Origin of the sequence: Microcoleus sp. Pol12A5 (assembly GCF_036701435.1) — a bacterium.
Classification (GTDB): Bacteria; Cyanobacteriota; Cyanobacteriia; order Cyanobacteriales; family Microcoleaceae; genus Microcoleus.
On record NZ_JAUBQU010000017.1, the window covers coordinates 1 to 17,887 of the forward strand.

The following is a 17,887-nucleotide window of genomic DNA, read 5'->3' on the forward strand; positions in this document are numbered from 1 at the left end:
GAGTATGGCATTATCCGCTCTGAGTATTTTGATTGTAATTTTACATTAGCCGATCGCCCGTGACACGAGCCGATCGCATCTCTAGGGGCGATCGTCAAAATATCTCAAATGGGTTCTATACAGTGGTTGTAGGCGAGTAGTTGTTGAAATTTCCAAATCTTTTTGGCTTGCATCTCTGAGGTTAAGCCCAAGGAACAATCAAAAATGCTTTATTATTTAGCACTGATATTCACTTACCACCTGAGCAAATTGTTGAATATTATCAGGTTCGTTTTCAGATTGAATTGATTTTTAGCGATCCCAAGCAATTTATATCATGTCCAGTCGATTGACCGTGATATAATAGTGAGGAACACTACCCCCGTCAGATAAAGAATGCCGAAACGAATTGCGATCGCGCCCCATCTGAGTGTAGAAGAACTTGATTGCTCGTTTCCGTGAAGCTAAAACAACCACCCAGGCCCATCATTACCAAATTATTTGGCTCTTAGCTTGCGGCTTCACGAGCGCAGAAGTGATGGCCGTGACAGGTTATAGTCGCGGTTGGATTTAGGAATTATACCATTTTTTTAAAGATGTGATAGAGATAAAGAATGTAAAATCCAAGACCATCCGGTGAGAAAACCAATGACGCTTTCGGTGAAAGATGCCAAAATTTCCTGGACTTTTGTGCGGAGTTCATCAAGATTATTAAACACCGACTTTCGCTAAAAAATCTTTGAGATATTCCCACACTCTTTCTGTGGGATTTACTTCAGGACAAGCCGGAGGCTGAAATAGTAAAATGATATTGTCTGGTAATTCAGATGAGCTTAAATTATGAGCGGGTGCATTATCAACTTGAATGATGTGTAATTCATGAGGATATTGGATTGACAAAAGTTGTAAATATGCTTCAAAACAAACTTTGTCTAAATGCGAAAACTCCCAAAAAAAACTTTTTCCAGTAGGGATCGATACTGCCCCATACAGCCAAAAACACTCAAATTTCCATTGATGCTTTCCTCGGGGCTTTACGCCTAAAATCGTCAGCTTGCGCCGACGAATGGTATGCAGCCCTAGGCGAGTTTCATCACTACACCAATAAGTGACTTTTTTATATTTGTTTACTTGAGGTAAAGCTTTTTTTAGTAAAGCTTTTATCTGTTGATGCAAGTTATTCTTAAATTCATTAATTGCCGTAGATTTTTGAGAAATACTGCGAGGTCTTGGAATTTTTAATTTACTTTTTAATTCACCTCTTACTAAAGAATATACAGCCGAGTAACTACTGGCTATTCCTTTAATCAACCAGAGCCAGAGATGAACTTCTTTATAACTCTGAAACCCTTCGGGGTCTTGCAACTCTTGTTGCAATGAAGCTGCTACTTCAACTGAGAACTTTTTTGGGCGACCGAAAACCTGCCTATTTTTTAACAAATTTTCCAGACCGCCCTTTCTATATTGGGAGAGCCAGCGATGAATCGTTGGCTCACTTTTACCTAAAACTGTGGATACTTCCCGAACAGTTTCTACTTGTTTTGACTGAAATAAATAAAGCATTTGAACTTTATTATAAGCTAGTATTCTTTTTTGTTGCTTGAGGATTTCTCGTAAATCTTCTACAGATTCTGTAATTTTTATATGAGGACGACCAGACATTGTAATTCTCGCCTTTACTTTTGACAGAAGTCTATCACATCTTTAAAAAAATGGTATTAGTCCGGGGATACAACTATTTAGGACTAGAATCCCTCGGAGATCAACGTTGCAAAAATACCGATTGTGACCCTCTGCTGAATGATGTGGAACAAGCTCAATTGTGGCAAGTCCTACAGCAGCCACCCCCAGATGGAGGGCTGTGGAATGGTCGTGCATTTGCCGATTGGATGAGTGAACTCAAGGGTGAAAAAGTCTGTCGTCTGCATAGGGTGGGAATATCTCAAGTCCATGAAGTTTCGATTGAGAGTTCCTCGCCCGGAACATGAGGAATCAGATCTCTGCAGAACTTGCAGGAATGGAAAAAAAATCTGGGTCGGTTCGTCAAGAAAATCAAGAAGCAGAACCCAGAAAGCGACGTAGAAGTGTGGTCAATGGACAAACATCGTTGCTTGATTGAAACCTGTGTTGAGGCGAGAATGGGTGGATGAGTTTAGTAATGCTACGGCTGTGGTTAACTGGCGGTTTCAATGGTTATGGTTATATGGTTTCGTACATCCGAGTAGCGGAGAAACCAAAAGAGTGGATACTACCGTTTGTCAATAGCCAGCTTTTCGAGCGAGTTTTAGCAGATGAGAGCCCGACATTGGAAAGTAGGCTCGAAAAAAAGAATGGTTTTAGTAGTGGATGGAGCGGGATGGCACTGAGCGTGAAAGCGTGAAAATCCCCCACGGCATACATTTATATTGTCTGCCTTCCCACTCACCCCAACTGCAACAGCCGTGAAAGACTGTGGCCATTGACAAATGAACCGATAGCCAACCGCTGTTTTAAAAGCTTAGATGAATTAGAAGCTGTTTTATTTGAACGATGTCGAAAACTGTTAAATCTCAAACAGCTAATTAGTGGTTTGACTCATTTCTATTGGTGGCCGGAGGCAAAAGTTTAATACTGGTCAATCGACCTGACATAATATTACGGGATTGTCTGATTGTCAAGCTCGTCATTTACCCCGGCTTTATTTTCATTTTTATGCCAGTTTTATTGCCTTAAATTTAGCCACAAATCAACTCTCTACTTGTTATTAATCTGCCAAGTCGTTTGTGTTTTCAATCTGTTCTTATAAACGTCTGGAATTCAATAAACAACTACTTTGTACCTTTATTGACAAGTTAGATTTAGACCCGGATTTGATTTTAAATAATCCTAATCTTCCTTCAGTCTTGTATTACGGTACTCTCGCTGCTTAAAAACTGTCCGGAGTATTGCTTTTAGAGAAGCTTGTCCATCGGAAAGTACCGGATTTCTTTTTCCACCTTGTCTTTTCCGAGAGGATTGGATAGCTACTTAAACAATACTCTAGCCATCATACTACTTAATAATATTATTTATCAATAAATTTAGAGGTATTCCTTTAGCCACTATTTTTGCTAACGAGAAGCCAAATTCCGCTAAAGCGCCAAAAACAGTCAGAATCTTGATATAGCGATGTTTTTTCCTAGTGATTTACATACCTGAACTCAAATCAGTGAAAATTTTTCTCAAATACCCCTTGACGAAACTACCAAAATTGTTGATTATCTATATCAATAACCTGCAATGGCTTAAAACTCCCCTGACATCTTTCTCAAGAGGTAAACGGCCGTGACCAGCATGGCAGAAAAATCCTTCCCAGCCGAAGGAAAATCATTTCCCTGGTGGGCCGGCAACGCCCGCTTAATCAACCTTTCCGGCCGTTTGCTCGGTACCCACCTCGCCCACGCCGGCCTCATCGTCTTTTGGGCGGGAGCCTATACCTTATTTGAGCTTTCCCGCTTTAACCCAGAATTGCCCATGTACGAACAAGGCTTAATCCTGTTGCCAAACCTAGCCAGACTCTGCTTGGGCGGGGGTGCGGGAGCCAAAATTGTCGATACTGATCCGTACTTCGCGGTTAGGGCGATTCACCTCATCAGCTCAGCCTTTCTCGGCTTCGGCGACATCTTTCACTCCCTCAAATGGCAAGCAACCCTCGAAGCAAGAACTTCTTTCTGTGGCTACACATCGGAAGACGCAGACAAAATGACCACCCTCTTGGGCATCCGCCTAGTTTTGCTGGGTGTCGCTACCTTCTTGTTGGTACCCAAAGCATCGATGGTGGAATTCCTATTTTTACCTACAAACGCCGTTCAGATTTCGGTCAACCTTGAGACAATAACTGCATGACTGTCTTTTTCTAAAATTTATGTATTGCCACTTTGATTATTTTTGTGGAGTCTGTCCGTAACATTGCCAGAAGGAGCGCATCAAATCAAGCGCTTGTATCCAATTGCTTGTTATGGGGATTTTTTTAGTAACGACTACCGCCTCACATTTACAGTGCGCCCGTGCGTTGCTTGTACTGAAGATGCCGGTTGCACTGACTTTGACCCTAAGACTTGTTTTACCAATGCTTATCAGCAACATTGCTAGAAACTTCATAAAAATTATGCATAAATACCGAAAACTACTTTTTCAGTACGACTTTTACGAAGGGGGATAGATGGCTAGCAGATTACCCTTAAGTAAAGGGTAAGTCGAGAATTAGATGGATTATGAGGGGAAACACACTTTAGGAGAATCTTAAAAAGAGCGCGAATAAATAATAGATAATCCACTAGAAGCCTCGTTCAAGTTTTTTATTTTTGGCGATATGAATTTATACAGTGCTAACTCACTCAAAGTCGAACTAAACCAGAGAGGTTGCCGCCTAACTCCCCAGCGAGAAACTATTTTGAGCGTCTTTCAAAATCTGCCACAAGGCAATCATTTAAGTGCGGAAGAGTTATACAGGACTTTGCAGAATAAAGGAGAACGAATAGGCTTGTCTACTGTCTACCGAACCCTGCATTTATTAGCAAGAATTGGAATTTTGCGTGAACTAGAATTAGCAGAAGGGCACAAACATTACGAACTGAATTTTCCCGAATTGCACCACCACCACCACCTGGTTTGCATTCAGTGTCACAAAACCTTTGAATTTAGCGATGAATCCATTTTAAAAATTGGCAAAAAGCAAGTTGAAAAAGCTGGGGTCGAACTGCTTGACTGTCAATTAACTGTGCGAGCTGTTTGTTTGGAAGCGCTGCGGGAGGGATGGCCTTCTTTGGTGCCGAGTAATTGGTTGTGTCCGAGATATCATTCAAAAATTGAGGAGGAAATTAGTTGAGTTGGATGAAATACATTTGGGTAAGGGGGAATTAGTAATTGGTAATTGGTCACTATTGAACTCAGGTAGGGAAATCGCGTTGCAAGTAATGCTAGCAAAGTGATTCTTAGGAAACCAATCTCACCCATTAAAAACTCGCCGTCTTTCGCTTCCCCTTAATACCGCTGCAAGGAATGTTAGCGAAGAAATTATTAGGAAAGCAATCTCACGCATTCAAAACTTGCTGCATTTCCCTTATCCTTCCGTCAAGCAACCTCAGAATCGCCACGTTGGTGTTCCATCCGGAATATGTTAGCGTACAAACTAGCCACAATCTGTTTGCCTTCCTGCGTCAACTGCAAGTAACCTAGAGATTCGCTGATGTGAGGATAAATGCCACTCCAGTAAAACTTAGAGTAGCTTTGCAGCAAATCGCCCGGATGTCGATAGCCCAAAACTTTAGTAGCACCGCTTTCTTCCAACTCGTAAAACAGCGCGCCAATTTTCTGCAAATATTGCGGGTTGCTTAGCTGACCGATCAAATCAGCACCGCGCACTAAACTAGAGTAATTAACTGCATCATCGTCAGTGTTACCGTCAAGCACCGAGAAACGAGTCTGTTCTATATTCTGTTTAATTATCTCCGCATTAATTAGCTTGTGGTTGCCGAAGCGCTCGTCAATGAACAATTTAGCTCTGTCAACTCGGTAAGGAGCTAAGCTAGCCGCGGTTGCACCGGGAGCAAGTGCAATTCTCATGCCATCTTTTCCCGTAGCATACAATCCTTCTGATTCTTGGTCTTGCCGGCAAACTCCTTTGACATATCCGATGTCTTGACACAGCAAAGAAATGATGAAGTGCAGCCAATCTTCGCAGGAAACTCCGCCCTTGCGAATGTGTTTTCCCCGCAAGATTTCTTGACCGACTAAGCTAATGCAAATGGCGTGTTCTACATTGTGATAAAGAGCGTCGCTGTTGGCAATGTTTTCTAACGCCATTGCCCCCACCCAGGCAATAATGTCAGCATAGTCTGATTTGTAGCCTCCATAAGTGCGGCTGTAACCGTTCTGAAGTTGTTCTATGAAAGCCTCAATCAGCAGTTCTGTAGAATTAAACATACCCTGTCCTTTTACCTTAATATTTACTTTTAAGAGCGGTGCATCTATTGGGGAGTCCTCTCATTTTATGGAGGATATTTTAGCTTACAACTCATGCACCCCCTGTGGGTTGTGCTCTGTGGGTGGCAGGTGGGTGGCAATCTCAAAACTCATTGACGCAGCTACGCCCGGGGAGTCACGCAGCAATCTCTCGCCATGACTCAAAATTTCCAAGTAACTCAGTCCATCACTGACACCCATCCCCGCCGTACTGCATACAGCAGCCTGCTGACAATTTTTCGCTCCTCTGAACTTTTTAAACTGTGAGAATTAATTGCGTATTGAATTTGTTGGAACACAGTCCGATCGATCTTACCGGATTTCCAAATGTTCAAGTAAAGTTCGGAAATTTTATATTCAGGAATATAAGCTTTGGTTGTCATCTGCCGTCAACTCAATGTAGATTTCTTATTATCCGGCAATTTTAGATAACTTTATGTGATGTAGATCGGCTATAGACTGTGATGCGATCGCAGGCTGGAGTTAATGCGCCTCTCCTAAACAATGGTAATTCGATCGAAAAAGCGCGATATGGCGATCGTCATAAATTTTTCTGACGGCTGTGACAATCATCATAGTTGCGCCTAAATTATAGGATGTCACATACCATTCGCCCGTTGCGATCGCCCCCGGACAACTGGCAGCAAGAAAGGAAGTTTGAGCGCGGGTCGCGCAAATTTCTTGCCAAAGAAACTCGCGTCGTGTACAATACAGAGTCTGGTATCCTCACTTACCCATAACTATTTTCATTCATCCCGTCCCCCCAGAGGGGAAGGGACTTTCAGTGCGGATACAGCCAAATCACTATATTCAGCAAAAAGCTAGAAATGCCGTAACTCATGCCCACTATTCAGCAACTCATCCGTTCAGCACGGGAACAAACGCAGAAAAAAACCAAATCGCCAGCTCTCAAGAGTTGCCCCCAGCGCCGCGGAGTTTGCACCAGAGTGTACACGACCACCCCGAAAAAACCTAACTCGGCGCTGCGGAAGGTGGCTCGGGTACGGCTGACCTCTGGTTTTGAAGTGACCGCCTACATCCCTGGGATCGGTCACAACTTGCAAGAACACTCGGTAGTAATGATCCGGGGCGGTCGGGTAAAAGATTTGCCCGGAGTTAGATACCACATCATTCGGGGTACATTAGACACCGCTGGGGTGAAAGACCGCAAGCAGGGTCGTTCCAAATACGGGGCCAAGCGTCCTAAAGAGAAAAAATAACACGGAACTCGTCCGCTCGTCGGGGTTGGGAAGCAAAAATAAATCCGATCGCGCCGCTCAATTGCACGCTCGATCGTCATAAATCGAGATGTGATCCCAAAACCCCAAACTCAGTCATTCAAAATCAAAAATCCCAAGTAGAACTATGTCTCGCCGCACAGTTATTCAAAAACGTCCAGTTCCACCAGATCCAACCTACAACAGCCGGTTGGTAAGCATGATGGTGAGACGGATCATGCAGCACGGCAAAAAATCCGTTGCCTCCAGCATCGTCTACGACGCCCTCAAAACCATCCAAGAACGGACAGGGGCTGAACCGTTAGACTTGTTTGAAAAAGCAGTCAAAAACGCGACACCTCTGGTCGAAGTCAAAGCCCGCCGGGTAGGTGGCGCTACCTACCAAGTGCCGATGGAAGTGCGTTCCGATCGCGGTACCACCCTCGCCCTCCGCTGGCTGATCAGATTTGCCCGCGCCCGCACCGGCCGCTCGATGGCCGCCAAGCTAGCCAACGAACTGATGGATGCAGCTAACGAAACAGGCAGTGCTATTCGCAAGCGCGAAGAAACACACCGCATGGCCGAAGCTAACAAGGCTTTTGCTCACTACCGGTACTAACTGCAAAATCGGGCATGGAGAAGAGCGCGATCGTGCGGTATAAAAGCATCGGGTGAGAAATTGGAAAGTGTAAGTTTTGAGTGTTGAGATTGCTTCTCTTGGCGCAGTTGCGATTCGTGAAGCAAACTCAAAACTCCCAAAATCAAAATTGACGCACTCAAAATTCACGCACTCTCTAAATCCTCCATGTCGCATCCTTAATATTTTTGTAAACAAATCTTGCAAAAAATATTAAAATGTAACAATAAGCTCCAGAGACTTTTGTAAGTCGCTGGGGAGTGCAAAATAGGGTTACTGTGTAGTATAGTAGTATTATAACAGCAACACAAGATTAAGGAGGTAGCTGTGGCACGTACCGTCCCGCTAGAAAAAACTCGCAACATCGGCATCGCAGCCCACATAGACGCGGGCAAAACAACAACAACTGAAAGAATTCTGTTCTATTCAGGCATGGTTCACAAAATGGGTGAAGTGCACGAGGGAACAGCAGTCACTGACTGGATGGAGCAAGAGCGGGAGCGGGGAATTACGATTACTGCCGCTGCTATCACCACCAGTTGGAAAGATTACAAAATCAACATCATCGACACTCCCGGACACGTAGACTTCACGATCGAAGTCGAACGCTCGATGCGAGTGCTCGACGGAGTGATCGCAGTGTTCTGCTCGGTAGGGGGAGTGCAGCCGCAATCCGAGACAGTTTGGCGACAAGCCGATCGGTACAAAGTACCAAGGATCGTGTTCGTCAACAAAATGGATCGGATGGGCGCAAACTTCTACAAAGTCTACGCCCAAATTCGCGATCGAATGAGAGCGAACGCCGTACCCATCCAAATCCCGATCGGCAGTGAAGAAAACTTCCGGGGAATTGTAGACTTAGTGCAAATGAAAGCCTATATCTACAACAACGACATGGGAACCGATATCGAGGAAGTAGAAATCCCCGATGAAGTAAAAGAGCTAGCAGCAGAATACCGCACCAAGCTGATCGAGTCCGTAGCAGAAACCAACGACGCCCTCACGGAGAAATACCTTGAAGGCGAAGAGTTAACCGAAGACGAAATTCGTGCAGCTTTGCGGACTGGGACCATCTCTGGGACGATCGTCCCCATGTTGTGCGGTTCGGCATTCAAAAACAAAGGCGTTCAGCTTTTGTTGGATGCAGTCATCGACTATCTGCCATCGCCCTTGGAAGTTCCTCCCATACAAGGACTCCTGCCCAACGGCGACACAGCAGAGCGGTTTGCCGACGACAGCGCCCCGCTGTCAGCCCTGGCATTCAAAATCATGGCTGACCCCTACGGCCGCCTGACCTTCGTTCGCGTCTACTCCGGTATCCTCAAAAAAGGAACCTACGTCCTGAACTCCACCAAAGACAAAAAAGAGCGGGTTTCTCGCCTAATTGTACTCAAGGCGGACGATCGGATAGAAGTCGAGGAACTGCGAGCCGGAGACTTGGGAGCAGCTTTGGGTTTGAAAGAGACCTTCACCGGCGACACCCTCTCCGAAGAAGGATCTCCAGTGATTCTGGAATCCCTGTTTATTCCAGAGCCAGTCATCTCGGTGGCTGTCGAACCCAAAACCAAACAAGACATGGAGAAGCTCTCCAAAGCCCTCCAGTCGCTCTCGGAAGAAGACCCCACCTTCCGAGTCAACGTTGACCCAGAAACCAACCAGACAGTTATCGCCGGCATGGGCGAACTGCACCTGGAAATCCTGGTAGACAGAATGCTGCGGGAATTCAAAGTAGAAGCCAACGTGGGTCAGCCGCAAGTAGCCTACCGCGAAACCATTCGCAAAGCCGTCCGCGCCGAAGGTAAATTTATCCGCCAAAGTGGCGGTAAAGGTCAGTACGGTCACGTCGTGATCGAACTAGAACCTACCGAAGTCGGAAGCGGCTTTGAATTTGTCTCCAAAATTGTCGGCGGCACTGTACCGAAAGAGTACATCGGCCCGGCAGAACAAGGGATGAAAGAAGCCTGTGAATCGGGTATTGTAGCAGGATATCCCGTGATCGACCTCAAAGCTACTATGGTAGACGGGTCTTTCCACGACGTAGACTCTTCGGAAATGGCATTTAAGATCGCCGGCTCAATGGCGATCAAAGAAGCCGTGATGAAGGCTTCGCCTGTGCTGCTAGAGCCTATGATGAAAGTAGAGGTGGAAGTTCCCGAAGATTACATCGGGAACATCATCGGCGACCTCAACTCGCGTCGGGGTCAGATTGAGGGTCAAGAGACGGATCAGGGAATTGCCAAAGTTTCTGTAAAAGTTCCACTAGCAGAAATGTTTGGCTACGCCACTGACATCCGCTCGAAAACCCAAGGTCGGGGCATCTTCACAATGGAATTCAGCCATTACGAAGAAGTGCCGCGAAATGTGGCTGAAGCCATCATCGCTAAGAACAAAGGTAACTAACGATTTTGAATTTTAGATTTTGGATTTTGGATGAAATCCAAAGTCTAAAATCTAAAATGTTAAAATCTAAAATCGCTAAAAGAAACAAGGAACAAATCGAGAATGGCACGCGCAAAATTTGAACGGAATAAACCCCACGTAAACATCGGCACGATCGGTCACGTTGACCACGGCAAAACAACTTTGACCGCCGCGATTACGATGACTCTCTCTGCACTAGGTCAAGCAAAGGCTAAGAATTACGCCGACATCGACGCTGCGCCCGAAGAAAAAGCACGGGGTATTACGATTAATACTGCTCACGTGGAATACGAAACCACAAGTCGGCACTATGCCCACGTTGATTGCCCCGGACACGCTGACTATGTGAAAAACATGATCACCGGTGCTGCTCAAATGGACGGCGGCATCCTAGTAGTGTCAGCAGCAGACGGCCCCATGCCTCAAACTCGCGAACACATCCTGCTAGCTAAGCAAGTTGGCGTTCCCAGCCTGGTTGTCTTCTTGAACAAAGAAGACATGGTGGATGATGCTGAACTGTTGGAATTGGTAGAACTGGAAGTTCGCGAACTTTTGAGCTCTTACGATTTTCCGGGCGATGACATCCCCATCGTCACAGGTTCGGGATTGAAAGCTCTCGAAGCGATGCTTGCTAATCCCAAGACTGTCAAGGGCGAAAATGAGTGGGTTGACAAAATTTACAAGCTGATGGAAGAAGTAGATGCTTACATCCCCACCCCTGAACGCGAAGTTGACAAGCCTTTCTTGATGGCAGTTGAAGACGTATTCTCGATTACTGGTCGGGGTACTGTAGCCACTGGCAGGATCGAACGCGGAACCATCAAAGTCGGCGAAACAGTAGAATTGGTGGGTCTTAAGGACACTCGCAGCACTACGGTGACTGGTGTGGAAATGTTCACCAAGTCTCTGGAAGAAGGCATTGCCGGGGACAACGTGGGTCTACTGCTGCGGGGGATTTTAAAGGCGGATATTGAACGCGGAATGGTGATTGCCAAGCCGAAAAGCATCATGCCTCACACTCAGTTTGAATCTGAAGTGTACATCCTCAAGAAGGAAGAAGGTGGCCGGCACACGCCATTTTTCTCTGGATATCGCCCTCAATTCTACGTCCGTACCACTGACGTGACCGGCACGATCGCACAGTTCACCGCTGATGACGGTAGTGAAGCAGAAATGGTGATGCCCGGTGACCGGATCAAAATGACTGTTGAGTTGATTCACCCGATCGCGATCGAACAAGGAATGCGCTTCGCTATCCGCGAAGGCGGACGCACCGTCGGCGCCGGCGTTGTTTCCAAAATCCTCAAGTAGGAATCCGATAACAGACTAAATAGCAGAAAAGCCGCCAAATGTAATCAGGCTTTTCTGCTATTTAGTGAGTAGTTATAGGTTAGTGGCCAGTTGTTAGTAGTTATGGGTTAAATGTTTAATAACAAACAAATGACTGATGACTGATGACTGATGACTGATGACTGATGACTAAAAATAAACTGAACCTCGAAAATTCAAGAAACAAAAATGGCAACAATTCAACAGCAAAAAATTCGCATTCGCCTCAAAGCTTTCGATCGCCGAATTCTAGACGCATCCTGCGAAAAGATTGTAGATACAGCAAATCGGACAGCAGCCACAGCGATCGGCCCGATTCCCCTACCGACAAAACGGCGGATTTACTGCTTGCTGCGATCCCCCCACGTAGACAAAGATTCTCGCGAACACTTTGAAACCCGCACGCACCGCCGGATTATCGACATTCACCAGCCATCAGCCAAAACAATTGACGCTTTGATGAAACTGGATTTGCCAGCCGGCGTAGATATCGAAGTCAAGCTGTAGATTGACTTATCTCAAACGCAGAAAGAAGGATCAAAGGGAAGAGCATTTGTTCCTTCTTTTTGCATAAAGTTCCCTAGTTATTACTTATTAGGTATAAGTTATTAGTTAATAATCAACAATAATTTCTGCTCCGGCACGAACTTAAATAATTATTATTAATTAAGGGGCGATCGCTACAAAAACGCTCGTTTAGCAGTCGCTATCATCGCATCCAGCATCACTTAGTTCAGCAAAAAGGTTATTTAGCATTTTGCCGAAATAACGCCGGTGTCAAGCTGGCAGCACAGGCGATCGCGCTCGTTCGCTCAAATCCGCGTCGCAAAAGCCCGATCGCTCCTGCCCCGGAATTGCCTTTCATCAGTTAAAGTAAGAAAAAGAAGCGCAAGTACCGTCACTTTTGACCGACAATGGCATCCTCTTCCTCTGTAGCAGTTCGCGAACTCCCCTTATTTCCGTTGCCGGAAGTGGTTCTATTTCCAGGTAGACCGCTGCCGCTGCAAATCTTCGAGTTTCGCTATCGAATCATGATGAATACGATTCTGGAAGGCGATCGGCGTTTCGGTGTACTCATGTGGGACCCCAACCAAAACAAAGTCTCTGCCGTTGGCTGTTGCGCCGAAGTGATTCACTGCCAGCGCCTGCCCGACGATCGCATGAAAATTATGACTCTCGGGCAGCAGCGGTTCCGAGTGCTTGACGCCGTTCGGGAAAAACCGTATTTAGTCGGTCTAGTAGAATGGATTGAAGACGAACCGCCGCAAAAAGACCTCAGACCTTTGGGAAAAGATGTCGAACAACTGCTCAGAGATGTAGTTCGCCTCTCCAGCAAATTGATGGATCAGCCGATCGACCTGCCCGAAGACATTCCCAGTTTGCCTACAGAATTGTCCTACTGGGTAGCCAGCTACCTTTACGGCGCAGCGACAGAACAGCAAACTCTTTTAGAATTGCAAGATACTGCTGCGAGATTGGAACGCGAAACCGAAATTTTGACTTCTACTCGCAATCACTTGGCAGCGAGGACGGTACTTAAAGATACCCTCAAGTAGCCAATTTGCCTAGGAAAAAGCACGATCGGTTTGACCTGAAGTGAAGAAAGAATTACACACAAATCATTCGATTTTCGATTTTCGATTTTTGATTTTCGATTGACTGATGAACTCAGGGTTTGGAGCGCGCGCTTACAGTTCCATTATTTTTGGGAACTGGTATCTGTTGAATTCTTAACTTCAAACAGGTTGGGATAGGTTCCTTATAGCAGTAAATGCTTGTGTTAGACAATCACGACCAACCGAAACCATACGATGCAGTTAGAGGCGGTCAACTGCCACCTCCTGTGGGCGGTGTAGTGCTCGGCGGACTAGCAGGAGTTAAACATCGGCTGTCTAGTTCTGTCAGCGAACATCGAATCGCCGCCTTGAGAGAGACATGGAATTACGGCGATGCGGGCTTAAAAATAGTCATCAAGATTTGTCAAACTGAAACAGGGCCGGTGCAGCGGGCGGCCTGCGATTTGCTTCGACAAAGGCTGAATTCGATCGCCCGTGAAAAATTACAGACCTTTGTAGCTTCAAGTTCAGATTCAGAAGCTAAGGTAGATAGCACTGAAAAAATATTAAAGCACTCATCCGGTGCAGTCTCAGAAAAAAATTACGATCGGCAAATGTCCGAAGCACAGTTAATATTTGAGACAATTACGCAGCAGATGAAACCAAATTTATTGCTGTTAGAAGCACTGGTAGCCTCTGTAGAACGCGAAGAATTTACCAGCGAACTGATGAATCTTTGGGAACTATTAATCTTAGAAATTCAGGAACCTCTCAAAGAACTGCGTCAGGCTGTTGGCAGTGCGATTTCCGCCCAACTGCGTATTCAATGGCTGTACAATCAAGCTGAATCTCAAGCCAACCAGTGGCAGCAGCGAGCTTTGCTAGCTCTTCAGACACAGGATGAAAATTCAGTCCGCCTCGCCGTGGTTCGCAAGCAGGTTGAATTCGATCGGGCGGCAGAACTAAAAATTGACTTAGACTACCAAACTGTGCGAGTAGAAAATCTCAACCGCAACTTGCTGGCTTTGGAAAGTAAGATTGCTCAAGCTAATTCCAAGAAAGAGATACTCAAGATGCAGCTTCATTTTGCTAAGGTACAGCAGCAAATAGACTTCACTTTCAGCCAAGTCAATAGTATATTTTTTAGTCCTTAGTTGTCGGATTCTCCGGTTATATATTGCGTGATATCAAACTTGTCTGACGCAAAAATGTATAGCCCCACTTAAAATTGCCTCATCTAGCTTAGCTCCTTCCAGATTAGCCCCGCATAAAAATGCCCCGCTCAAATTAGCACCGCTTAAATCAGCTTCTCTCAAATCTGCGCCTTCAAGGTTAGTTTCACACAAAAAAGCGCCTTTCAAGTTGGCTGATCTCAGACTCGCTCCCCGCAGTTTTGCCTCACTTAGATTGGCTTTTTCGAGGTTTGTATTGTCCAAGCAAGCATCTAGGAGATTCGCTTCCATCAGGTTTGCGGCGTACAAGGATGCTCCGCTCAAATTAACACCAATCATTTTGGTGTCGCTCAAGTTGGCGTTTTCCAAGTTTGCCTCAATCATGTCCGATCCTGTTAATCGTGCGAAACTTAGATCGGCTCGGCTCAGGTTAGCCCCATTGAGTTTTGTCATCACCAGGCAAGCATTCTTGAGCTTGGCAGCTATTAAGTTTGCCCCCCTTAAGTTTGCCAAAGCAAAATTTATTTCTTTGAGATTCGCGCAGGCTAGATTAATATGAATTAGGAAAGCTTCTCGCAAAGAAGCCTCTTTCAAGTTTGTTTCATGAAAATTTCTTTCTCCGGCTGCGTATCGCTTGAGAAGTTCATCAGCATTCATCTCACCAGCCTCCTAAGCTTGACTTAAAAAGTATACTACATAAAATAAAATTATACTACTGACAGTACATTGTAGCAACCAAAGATTTTTAAAGTTTCTGTGTGATTTTTTAACTCTTCGAGTGCGGCTCGAACAAATGCTTGGCAGGCGTTAGCCTCAACGTCCATAAAGAAAATATATTCTCCGAGCGATCGTTTAGTCGGTCTAGATTCAATCCGACTTAAATTAATACCGCGACTGGCAAATACTTGCAAAGGTTTTACCAGTGCTCCCGGCATATTGGCAGGTACGCTAAAAGCTAGTGAGGTATGGGTGCAATTAGACGGTGAAGCATCGAGGATCAACTTAGAAGCAGATTGTGTAATAGATTTAATGGATGAGCGCTCCCCTGGTTCTACGTTGGCGATTTCTCCCCCACTCCTGCTGAGTACCCAAAATCGAGTGTAATTATCGGGATAATCATTAATGGGGTGAGTTAACACTGGCAAATTGTAAAGTTCAGCCGCTCTTGGCGAAGATATCGCTGCTACATTTCTATCTTCCAGATATTGCAATGCTTCCGTGGTAGAATTCGTCGGAATTAATTGAGCTGAGGGAATAAACTGCCCCAACCATAGCTGACACTGAGCTAGCGCTTGCGGATGAGAGTAAACTTTTTGAATCTCGTTAAAATTTTTGGCATTAGACACTAGCGCGTGGGAAATTGGCAAAACTAAGGCGTGTTGAATGCGGAGTTGATCGAGCCGCCACAGTGTATCTAAGGTGACAGTCACGCTGCCTTCGATCGAATTTTCGACAGGCACAACTGAATAATCAACCTGCCCTACGGCAGATGCCTCTAGCGCTTGGGAAATGGTGGAATAAGGACACAGGGTGCATTCCAAGTTAGTTTCTTGGCTCAACCAATTGACATAAGCTAGAGCCGCTGTTTCTGCATTTGTACCAACAGGGCCGAGATGTGCGATCCTCTTCGAGGGCTTCGCTAACGAAATTTTCATTTAGAGGCAATTTTAGGTTACAAATGTTTGCTTTACTCTCATCAGCTAGGAAGTATGATGAAAAATTAGCAATGTCCCGAAAGCTTTTATCGGTGATTTCTCGGATGACATTGCTGGGCACGCGACTTAGTGCGCTACGTATGTCACCTTAAAAAAGGTGATAGTTTATTAAGATATGCTTAGGAACCCTATATTTTGATATTTTCTCATGTATACCCGCTTTAATTCTTCCCAATCCGTTGAGATCGCCGTACCAGAGGAACGGGTTCCCATTCAACATTATCTACGCCAGCCGAGGCGACTGGTGAATGCCCTTGTCGATCAAAGTCGCACACAACAGCTAAGCGATGACTGTTTCCGCCTAAAAATGCGACCGTTACAATTTATGATGCTGAGCATTCAACCCACAGTAGATATGAGGGTGTGGGCGCAGTCAGACGGCACAATCAATTTGGAGTCCGTCGGGTGCGAAATTCGCGGCGTGGGTTACATAAACGATCGCTTTGCTCTCAATCTCAAAGGACAGCTTTGTGTTCACCAAAGCAGCGGGGTAGCATACTTGAAGGGAAAAGCGGATTTGGAAGTACAAGTAGAGTTACCGCCGCCGTTTTGGGTGACGCCCAAACCCATTTTAGAAGCAACCGGGAATGCTTTGCTCAAAAGCGTACTGCTGAGTGTCAAACAGCGGTTGATGCACCAGTTGCTCTGCGATTATCGCCACTGGGCAAGCAGCGAAAGTGAGCTAATATCGATCGATCTCCCCCCAATCTTATCTTTAGAAGGGTGAAATCCTACTAGAGAAGCTGTTAATTAATGTATAGGGATATTTAGGCAAAAATCAGATCACTTACCACAATATTAGTTAGACACTTGAATCGGGCATCGGTCGCTTTGTGGGAACTAGCCAGCAGGAATATATAGATAGCTGCGGGTCACTCAAAATCGATGTGAGTAAGCCCTCCATGTTCATCATCTTCCATTATTCCTACGCCCCCAGGCCACTCTGTTGACCTGTGTTTTAAAACTTCGTCCTTTTGGCGGAGTTCACGCTGTGGTGGCTTAATTATTTTGCCCGGTTGATTCGTGGCGCCCACCCGAATCCTGATTTTTGGCCCGGAATTGCCTAAGCGAATTGTCATCCCGTCCACAACTGACACCTGAGCGATCGGTCTATCATCTACATAAGTGCCGTTAGCACCAAAATTAATAATTTCCCAGCCATTGGCGTGATTCCACAGCTCTACGTGGTGGCGGGAAACTACAGCGCTGTAAATAATTACATCATTGTCGTTCGAGCGGCCGATCCTAACCACAGGTTCTGATTCAAAACACCAACTTTGAACTGGGACAGATTGGATAGGATGTAACAGAGTTAAGGTAATCACGGATGTTTTGACACTCCACCGCCAGACACAAAGGGGGAGGCTTCCAGATAGATTCTGTGGGATAAAAACACAAAAAATTTGATTTTTAAAGGCGCCGTCAGTGCGCCAGCATTGTCTCTATCTTCAGTAAAAGATGAAATTTTGGCTGCTTGAAGCATTTGAACAAACTTTTGATCCTTAACTTTTGGCGCAGGCGGCAGCAATTTTTTCCCCTGCTCAACCAGAAATTTCAACTCAGACCCGCGCTGGTTGCAGATCTGATTCGAGTTCTCGATCGGGCGACAGTCACTGCTCAACGACTCGTTGTTTATAAAGAAAGAAGTTAACCAATTATTAATCCTGGGGTCTCTAGATAAAATACTTGTTGGTTGTATCAAACAGCCTAGGTCTTTTTGAGTTGCTAACATTTTCCTTATTGATGCGATACCTTTAAAATACAATGCTTTGAGCAGCACTGGAATTTTGAGCGACAACGCATCAATCTCTAATAGCCAAAATACCGATCGACCTTCCTCGCGCGCACCGCCTCAGAATGCGATCGGCAATTAGTCGCA

General features: G+C 45.4%; 20 protein-coding genes and 1 pseudogene. 14 read left to right on the top strand and 7 right to left on the bottom strand.

Annotation, left to right across the window (positions count from 1 at the left end; all coding sequences use genetic code 11):
- Positions 1 to 569 precede the first annotated feature (569 nt).
- Positions 570 to 1,641 (bottom strand): annotated as a pseudogene (locus QUA45_RS06910) (IS630 family transposase).
- Positions 1,642 to 1,691: 50 nt separating this feature from the next.
- Here QUA45_RS06910 and QUA45_RS06915 point away from each other — a divergent pair.
- From QUA45_RS06915 to QUA45_RS06935, 5 genes are all read left to right on the top strand, one after another.
- Positions 1,692 to 1,967 (top strand): hypothetical protein, encoded by a 276-nt coding sequence (locus QUA45_RS06915; RefSeq protein WP_333220053.1) that lies wholly within the window; start codon positions 1,692 to 1,694, stop codon positions 1,965 to 1,967.
- 158 nt (positions 1,968 to 2,125) lie between these two features.
- Positions 2,126 to 2,359 carry a hypothetical protein gene (locus QUA45_RS06920; RefSeq protein WP_333220055.1) on the top strand — a complete coding sequence of 78 codons (234 nt, stop codon included), beginning with the start codon at positions 2,126 to 2,128 and terminating at the stop codon, positions 2,357 to 2,359.
- A gap of 78 nt (positions 2,360 to 2,437) precedes the next feature.
- Positions 2,438 to 2,587: a hypothetical protein gene (locus QUA45_RS06925; protein WP_333096810.1), complete on the top strand. Its 150-nt coding sequence runs from the start codon at positions 2,438 to 2,440 to the stop codon at positions 2,585 to 2,587.
- A 704-nt stretch (positions 2,588 to 3,291) separates the two neighbouring features.
- A complete protein-coding gene (locus QUA45_RS06930) occupies positions 3,292 to 3,843 on the top strand; it encodes a hypothetical protein (RefSeq protein ID WP_333096943.1) in 552 nt (183 codons plus the stop codon).
- Positions 3,844 to 4,309: 466 nt separating this feature from the next.
- Positions 4,310 to 4,825, top strand: a complete 516-nt coding sequence (locus QUA45_RS06935) for a Fur family transcriptional regulator (protein WP_015174051.1) — start codon at positions 4,310 to 4,312, stop codon at positions 4,823 to 4,825.
- A 245-nt stretch (positions 4,826 to 5,070) separates the two neighbouring features.
- Here QUA45_RS06935 and QUA45_RS06940 read toward each other — a convergent pair whose 3' ends face one another.
- Together QUA45_RS06940 and QUA45_RS06945 are read right to left on the bottom strand one after the other, a co-directional pair.
- Positions 5,071 to 5,922 carry an Npun_R2479 family HD domain-containing metalloprotein gene (locus tag QUA45_RS06940; protein WP_015174050.1) on the bottom strand — a complete coding sequence of 284 codons (852 nt, stop codon included), beginning with the start codon at positions 5,920 to 5,922 and terminating at the stop codon, positions 5,071 to 5,073.
- Between the two features lie 218 nt (positions 5,923 to 6,140).
- The gene (locus QUA45_RS06945; protein ID WP_015174049.1) at positions 6,141 to 6,344 is read right to left on the bottom strand and encodes a hypothetical protein; all 204 of its coding nucleotides are present in this window, start codon (positions 6,342 to 6,344) and stop codon (positions 6,141 to 6,143) included.
- Positions 6,345 to 6,557: 213 nt separating this feature from the next.
- Here QUA45_RS06945 and QUA45_RS06950 point away from each other — a divergent pair, with 213 nt between their 5' ends.
- From QUA45_RS06950 to QUA45_RS06985, 8 genes are all read left to right on the top strand, one after another.
- The gene (locus QUA45_RS06950) at positions 6,558 to 6,701 is read left to right on the top strand and encodes a hypothetical protein (protein WP_190274306.1); all 144 of its coding nucleotides are present in this window, start codon (positions 6,558 to 6,560) and stop codon (positions 6,699 to 6,701) included.
- A gap of 99 nt (positions 6,702 to 6,800) precedes the next feature.
- On the top strand, positions 6,801 to 7,181 hold the full coding sequence (gene rpsL, locus QUA45_RS06955; protein ID WP_006632197.1) for a 30S ribosomal protein S12: 381 nt from the start codon (positions 6,801 to 6,803) through the stop codon (positions 7,179 to 7,181).
- 145 nt (positions 7,182 to 7,326) lie between these two features.
- A complete protein-coding gene (gene rpsG, locus QUA45_RS06960) occupies positions 7,327 to 7,797 on the top strand; it encodes a 30S ribosomal protein S7 (protein WP_006632196.1) in 471 nt (156 codons plus the stop codon).
- A gap of 345 nt (positions 7,798 to 8,142) precedes the next feature.
- A complete protein-coding gene (gene fusA / locus QUA45_RS06965) occupies positions 8,143 to 10,215 on the top strand; it encodes an elongation factor G (protein WP_333096816.1) in 2,073 nt (690 codons plus the stop codon).
- A gap of 102 nt (positions 10,216 to 10,317) precedes the next feature.
- Complete coding sequence (gene tuf, locus QUA45_RS06970) at positions 10,318 to 11,547, top strand: elongation factor Tu (protein ID WP_333096818.1); 1,230 nt, start codon at positions 10,318 to 10,320, stop codon at positions 11,545 to 11,547.
- Between the two features lie 207 nt (positions 11,548 to 11,754).
- The gene (rpsJ, locus tag QUA45_RS06975; protein ID WP_006632193.1) at positions 11,755 to 12,072 is read left to right on the top strand and encodes a 30S ribosomal protein S10; all 318 of its coding nucleotides are present in this window, start codon (positions 11,755 to 11,757) and stop codon (positions 12,070 to 12,072) included.
- Positions 12,073 to 12,479: 407 nt separating this feature from the next.
- Positions 12,480 to 13,121, top strand: a complete 642-nt coding sequence (locus QUA45_RS06980; RefSeq protein WP_006632192.1) for an LON peptidase substrate-binding domain-containing protein — start codon at positions 12,480 to 12,482, stop codon at positions 13,119 to 13,121.
- A 215-nt stretch (positions 13,122 to 13,336) separates the two neighbouring features.
- On the top strand, positions 13,337 to 14,275 hold the full coding sequence (locus tag QUA45_RS06985) for a PspA/IM30 family protein (protein WP_333220057.1): 939 nt from the start codon (positions 13,337 to 13,339) through the stop codon (positions 14,273 to 14,275).
- Positions 14,276 to 14,308: 33 nt separating this feature from the next.
- Here the strand turns inward: QUA45_RS06985 and QUA45_RS06990 are convergent, their stop codons facing one another.
- Both QUA45_RS06990 and pheA read right to left on the bottom strand, forming a co-directional pair.
- Positions 14,309 to 14,950 carry a pentapeptide repeat-containing protein gene (locus QUA45_RS06990; protein ID WP_333096820.1) on the bottom strand — a complete coding sequence of 214 codons (642 nt, stop codon included), beginning with the start codon at positions 14,948 to 14,950 and terminating at the stop codon, positions 14,309 to 14,311.
- Between the two features lie 50 nt (positions 14,951 to 15,000).
- A complete protein-coding gene (gene pheA, locus QUA45_RS06995; protein ID WP_333096822.1) occupies positions 15,001 to 15,948 on the bottom strand; it encodes a prephenate dehydratase in 948 nt (315 codons plus the stop codon).
- A 208-nt stretch (positions 15,949 to 16,156) separates the two neighbouring features.
- Between pheA and QUA45_RS07000 the strand changes: the two genes are divergently transcribed.
- Positions 16,157 to 16,735, top strand: a complete 579-nt coding sequence (locus QUA45_RS07000) for a DUF1997 domain-containing protein (RefSeq protein WP_333096823.1) — start codon at positions 16,157 to 16,159, stop codon at positions 16,733 to 16,735.
- Between the two features lie 145 nt (positions 16,736 to 16,880).
- On the opposite strand, the gene QUA45_RS07005 is transcribed toward QUA45_RS07000, so the two are convergent.
- Together QUA45_RS07005 and QUA45_RS07010 are read right to left on the bottom strand one after the other, a co-directional pair.
- Complete coding sequence (locus tag QUA45_RS07005) at positions 16,881 to 17,333, bottom strand: FHA domain-containing protein (protein ID WP_333096826.1); 453 nt, start codon at positions 17,331 to 17,333, stop codon at positions 16,881 to 16,883.
- Positions 17,330 to 17,806: a hypothetical protein gene (locus tag QUA45_RS07010; RefSeq protein ID WP_333220059.1), complete on the bottom strand. Its 477-nt coding sequence runs from the start codon at positions 17,804 to 17,806 to the stop codon at positions 17,330 to 17,332. The genes QUA45_RS07005 and QUA45_RS07010 overlap by 4 nt, the downstream gene beginning before the upstream one ends.
- Positions 17,807 to 17,887 lie beyond the last annotated feature (81 nt).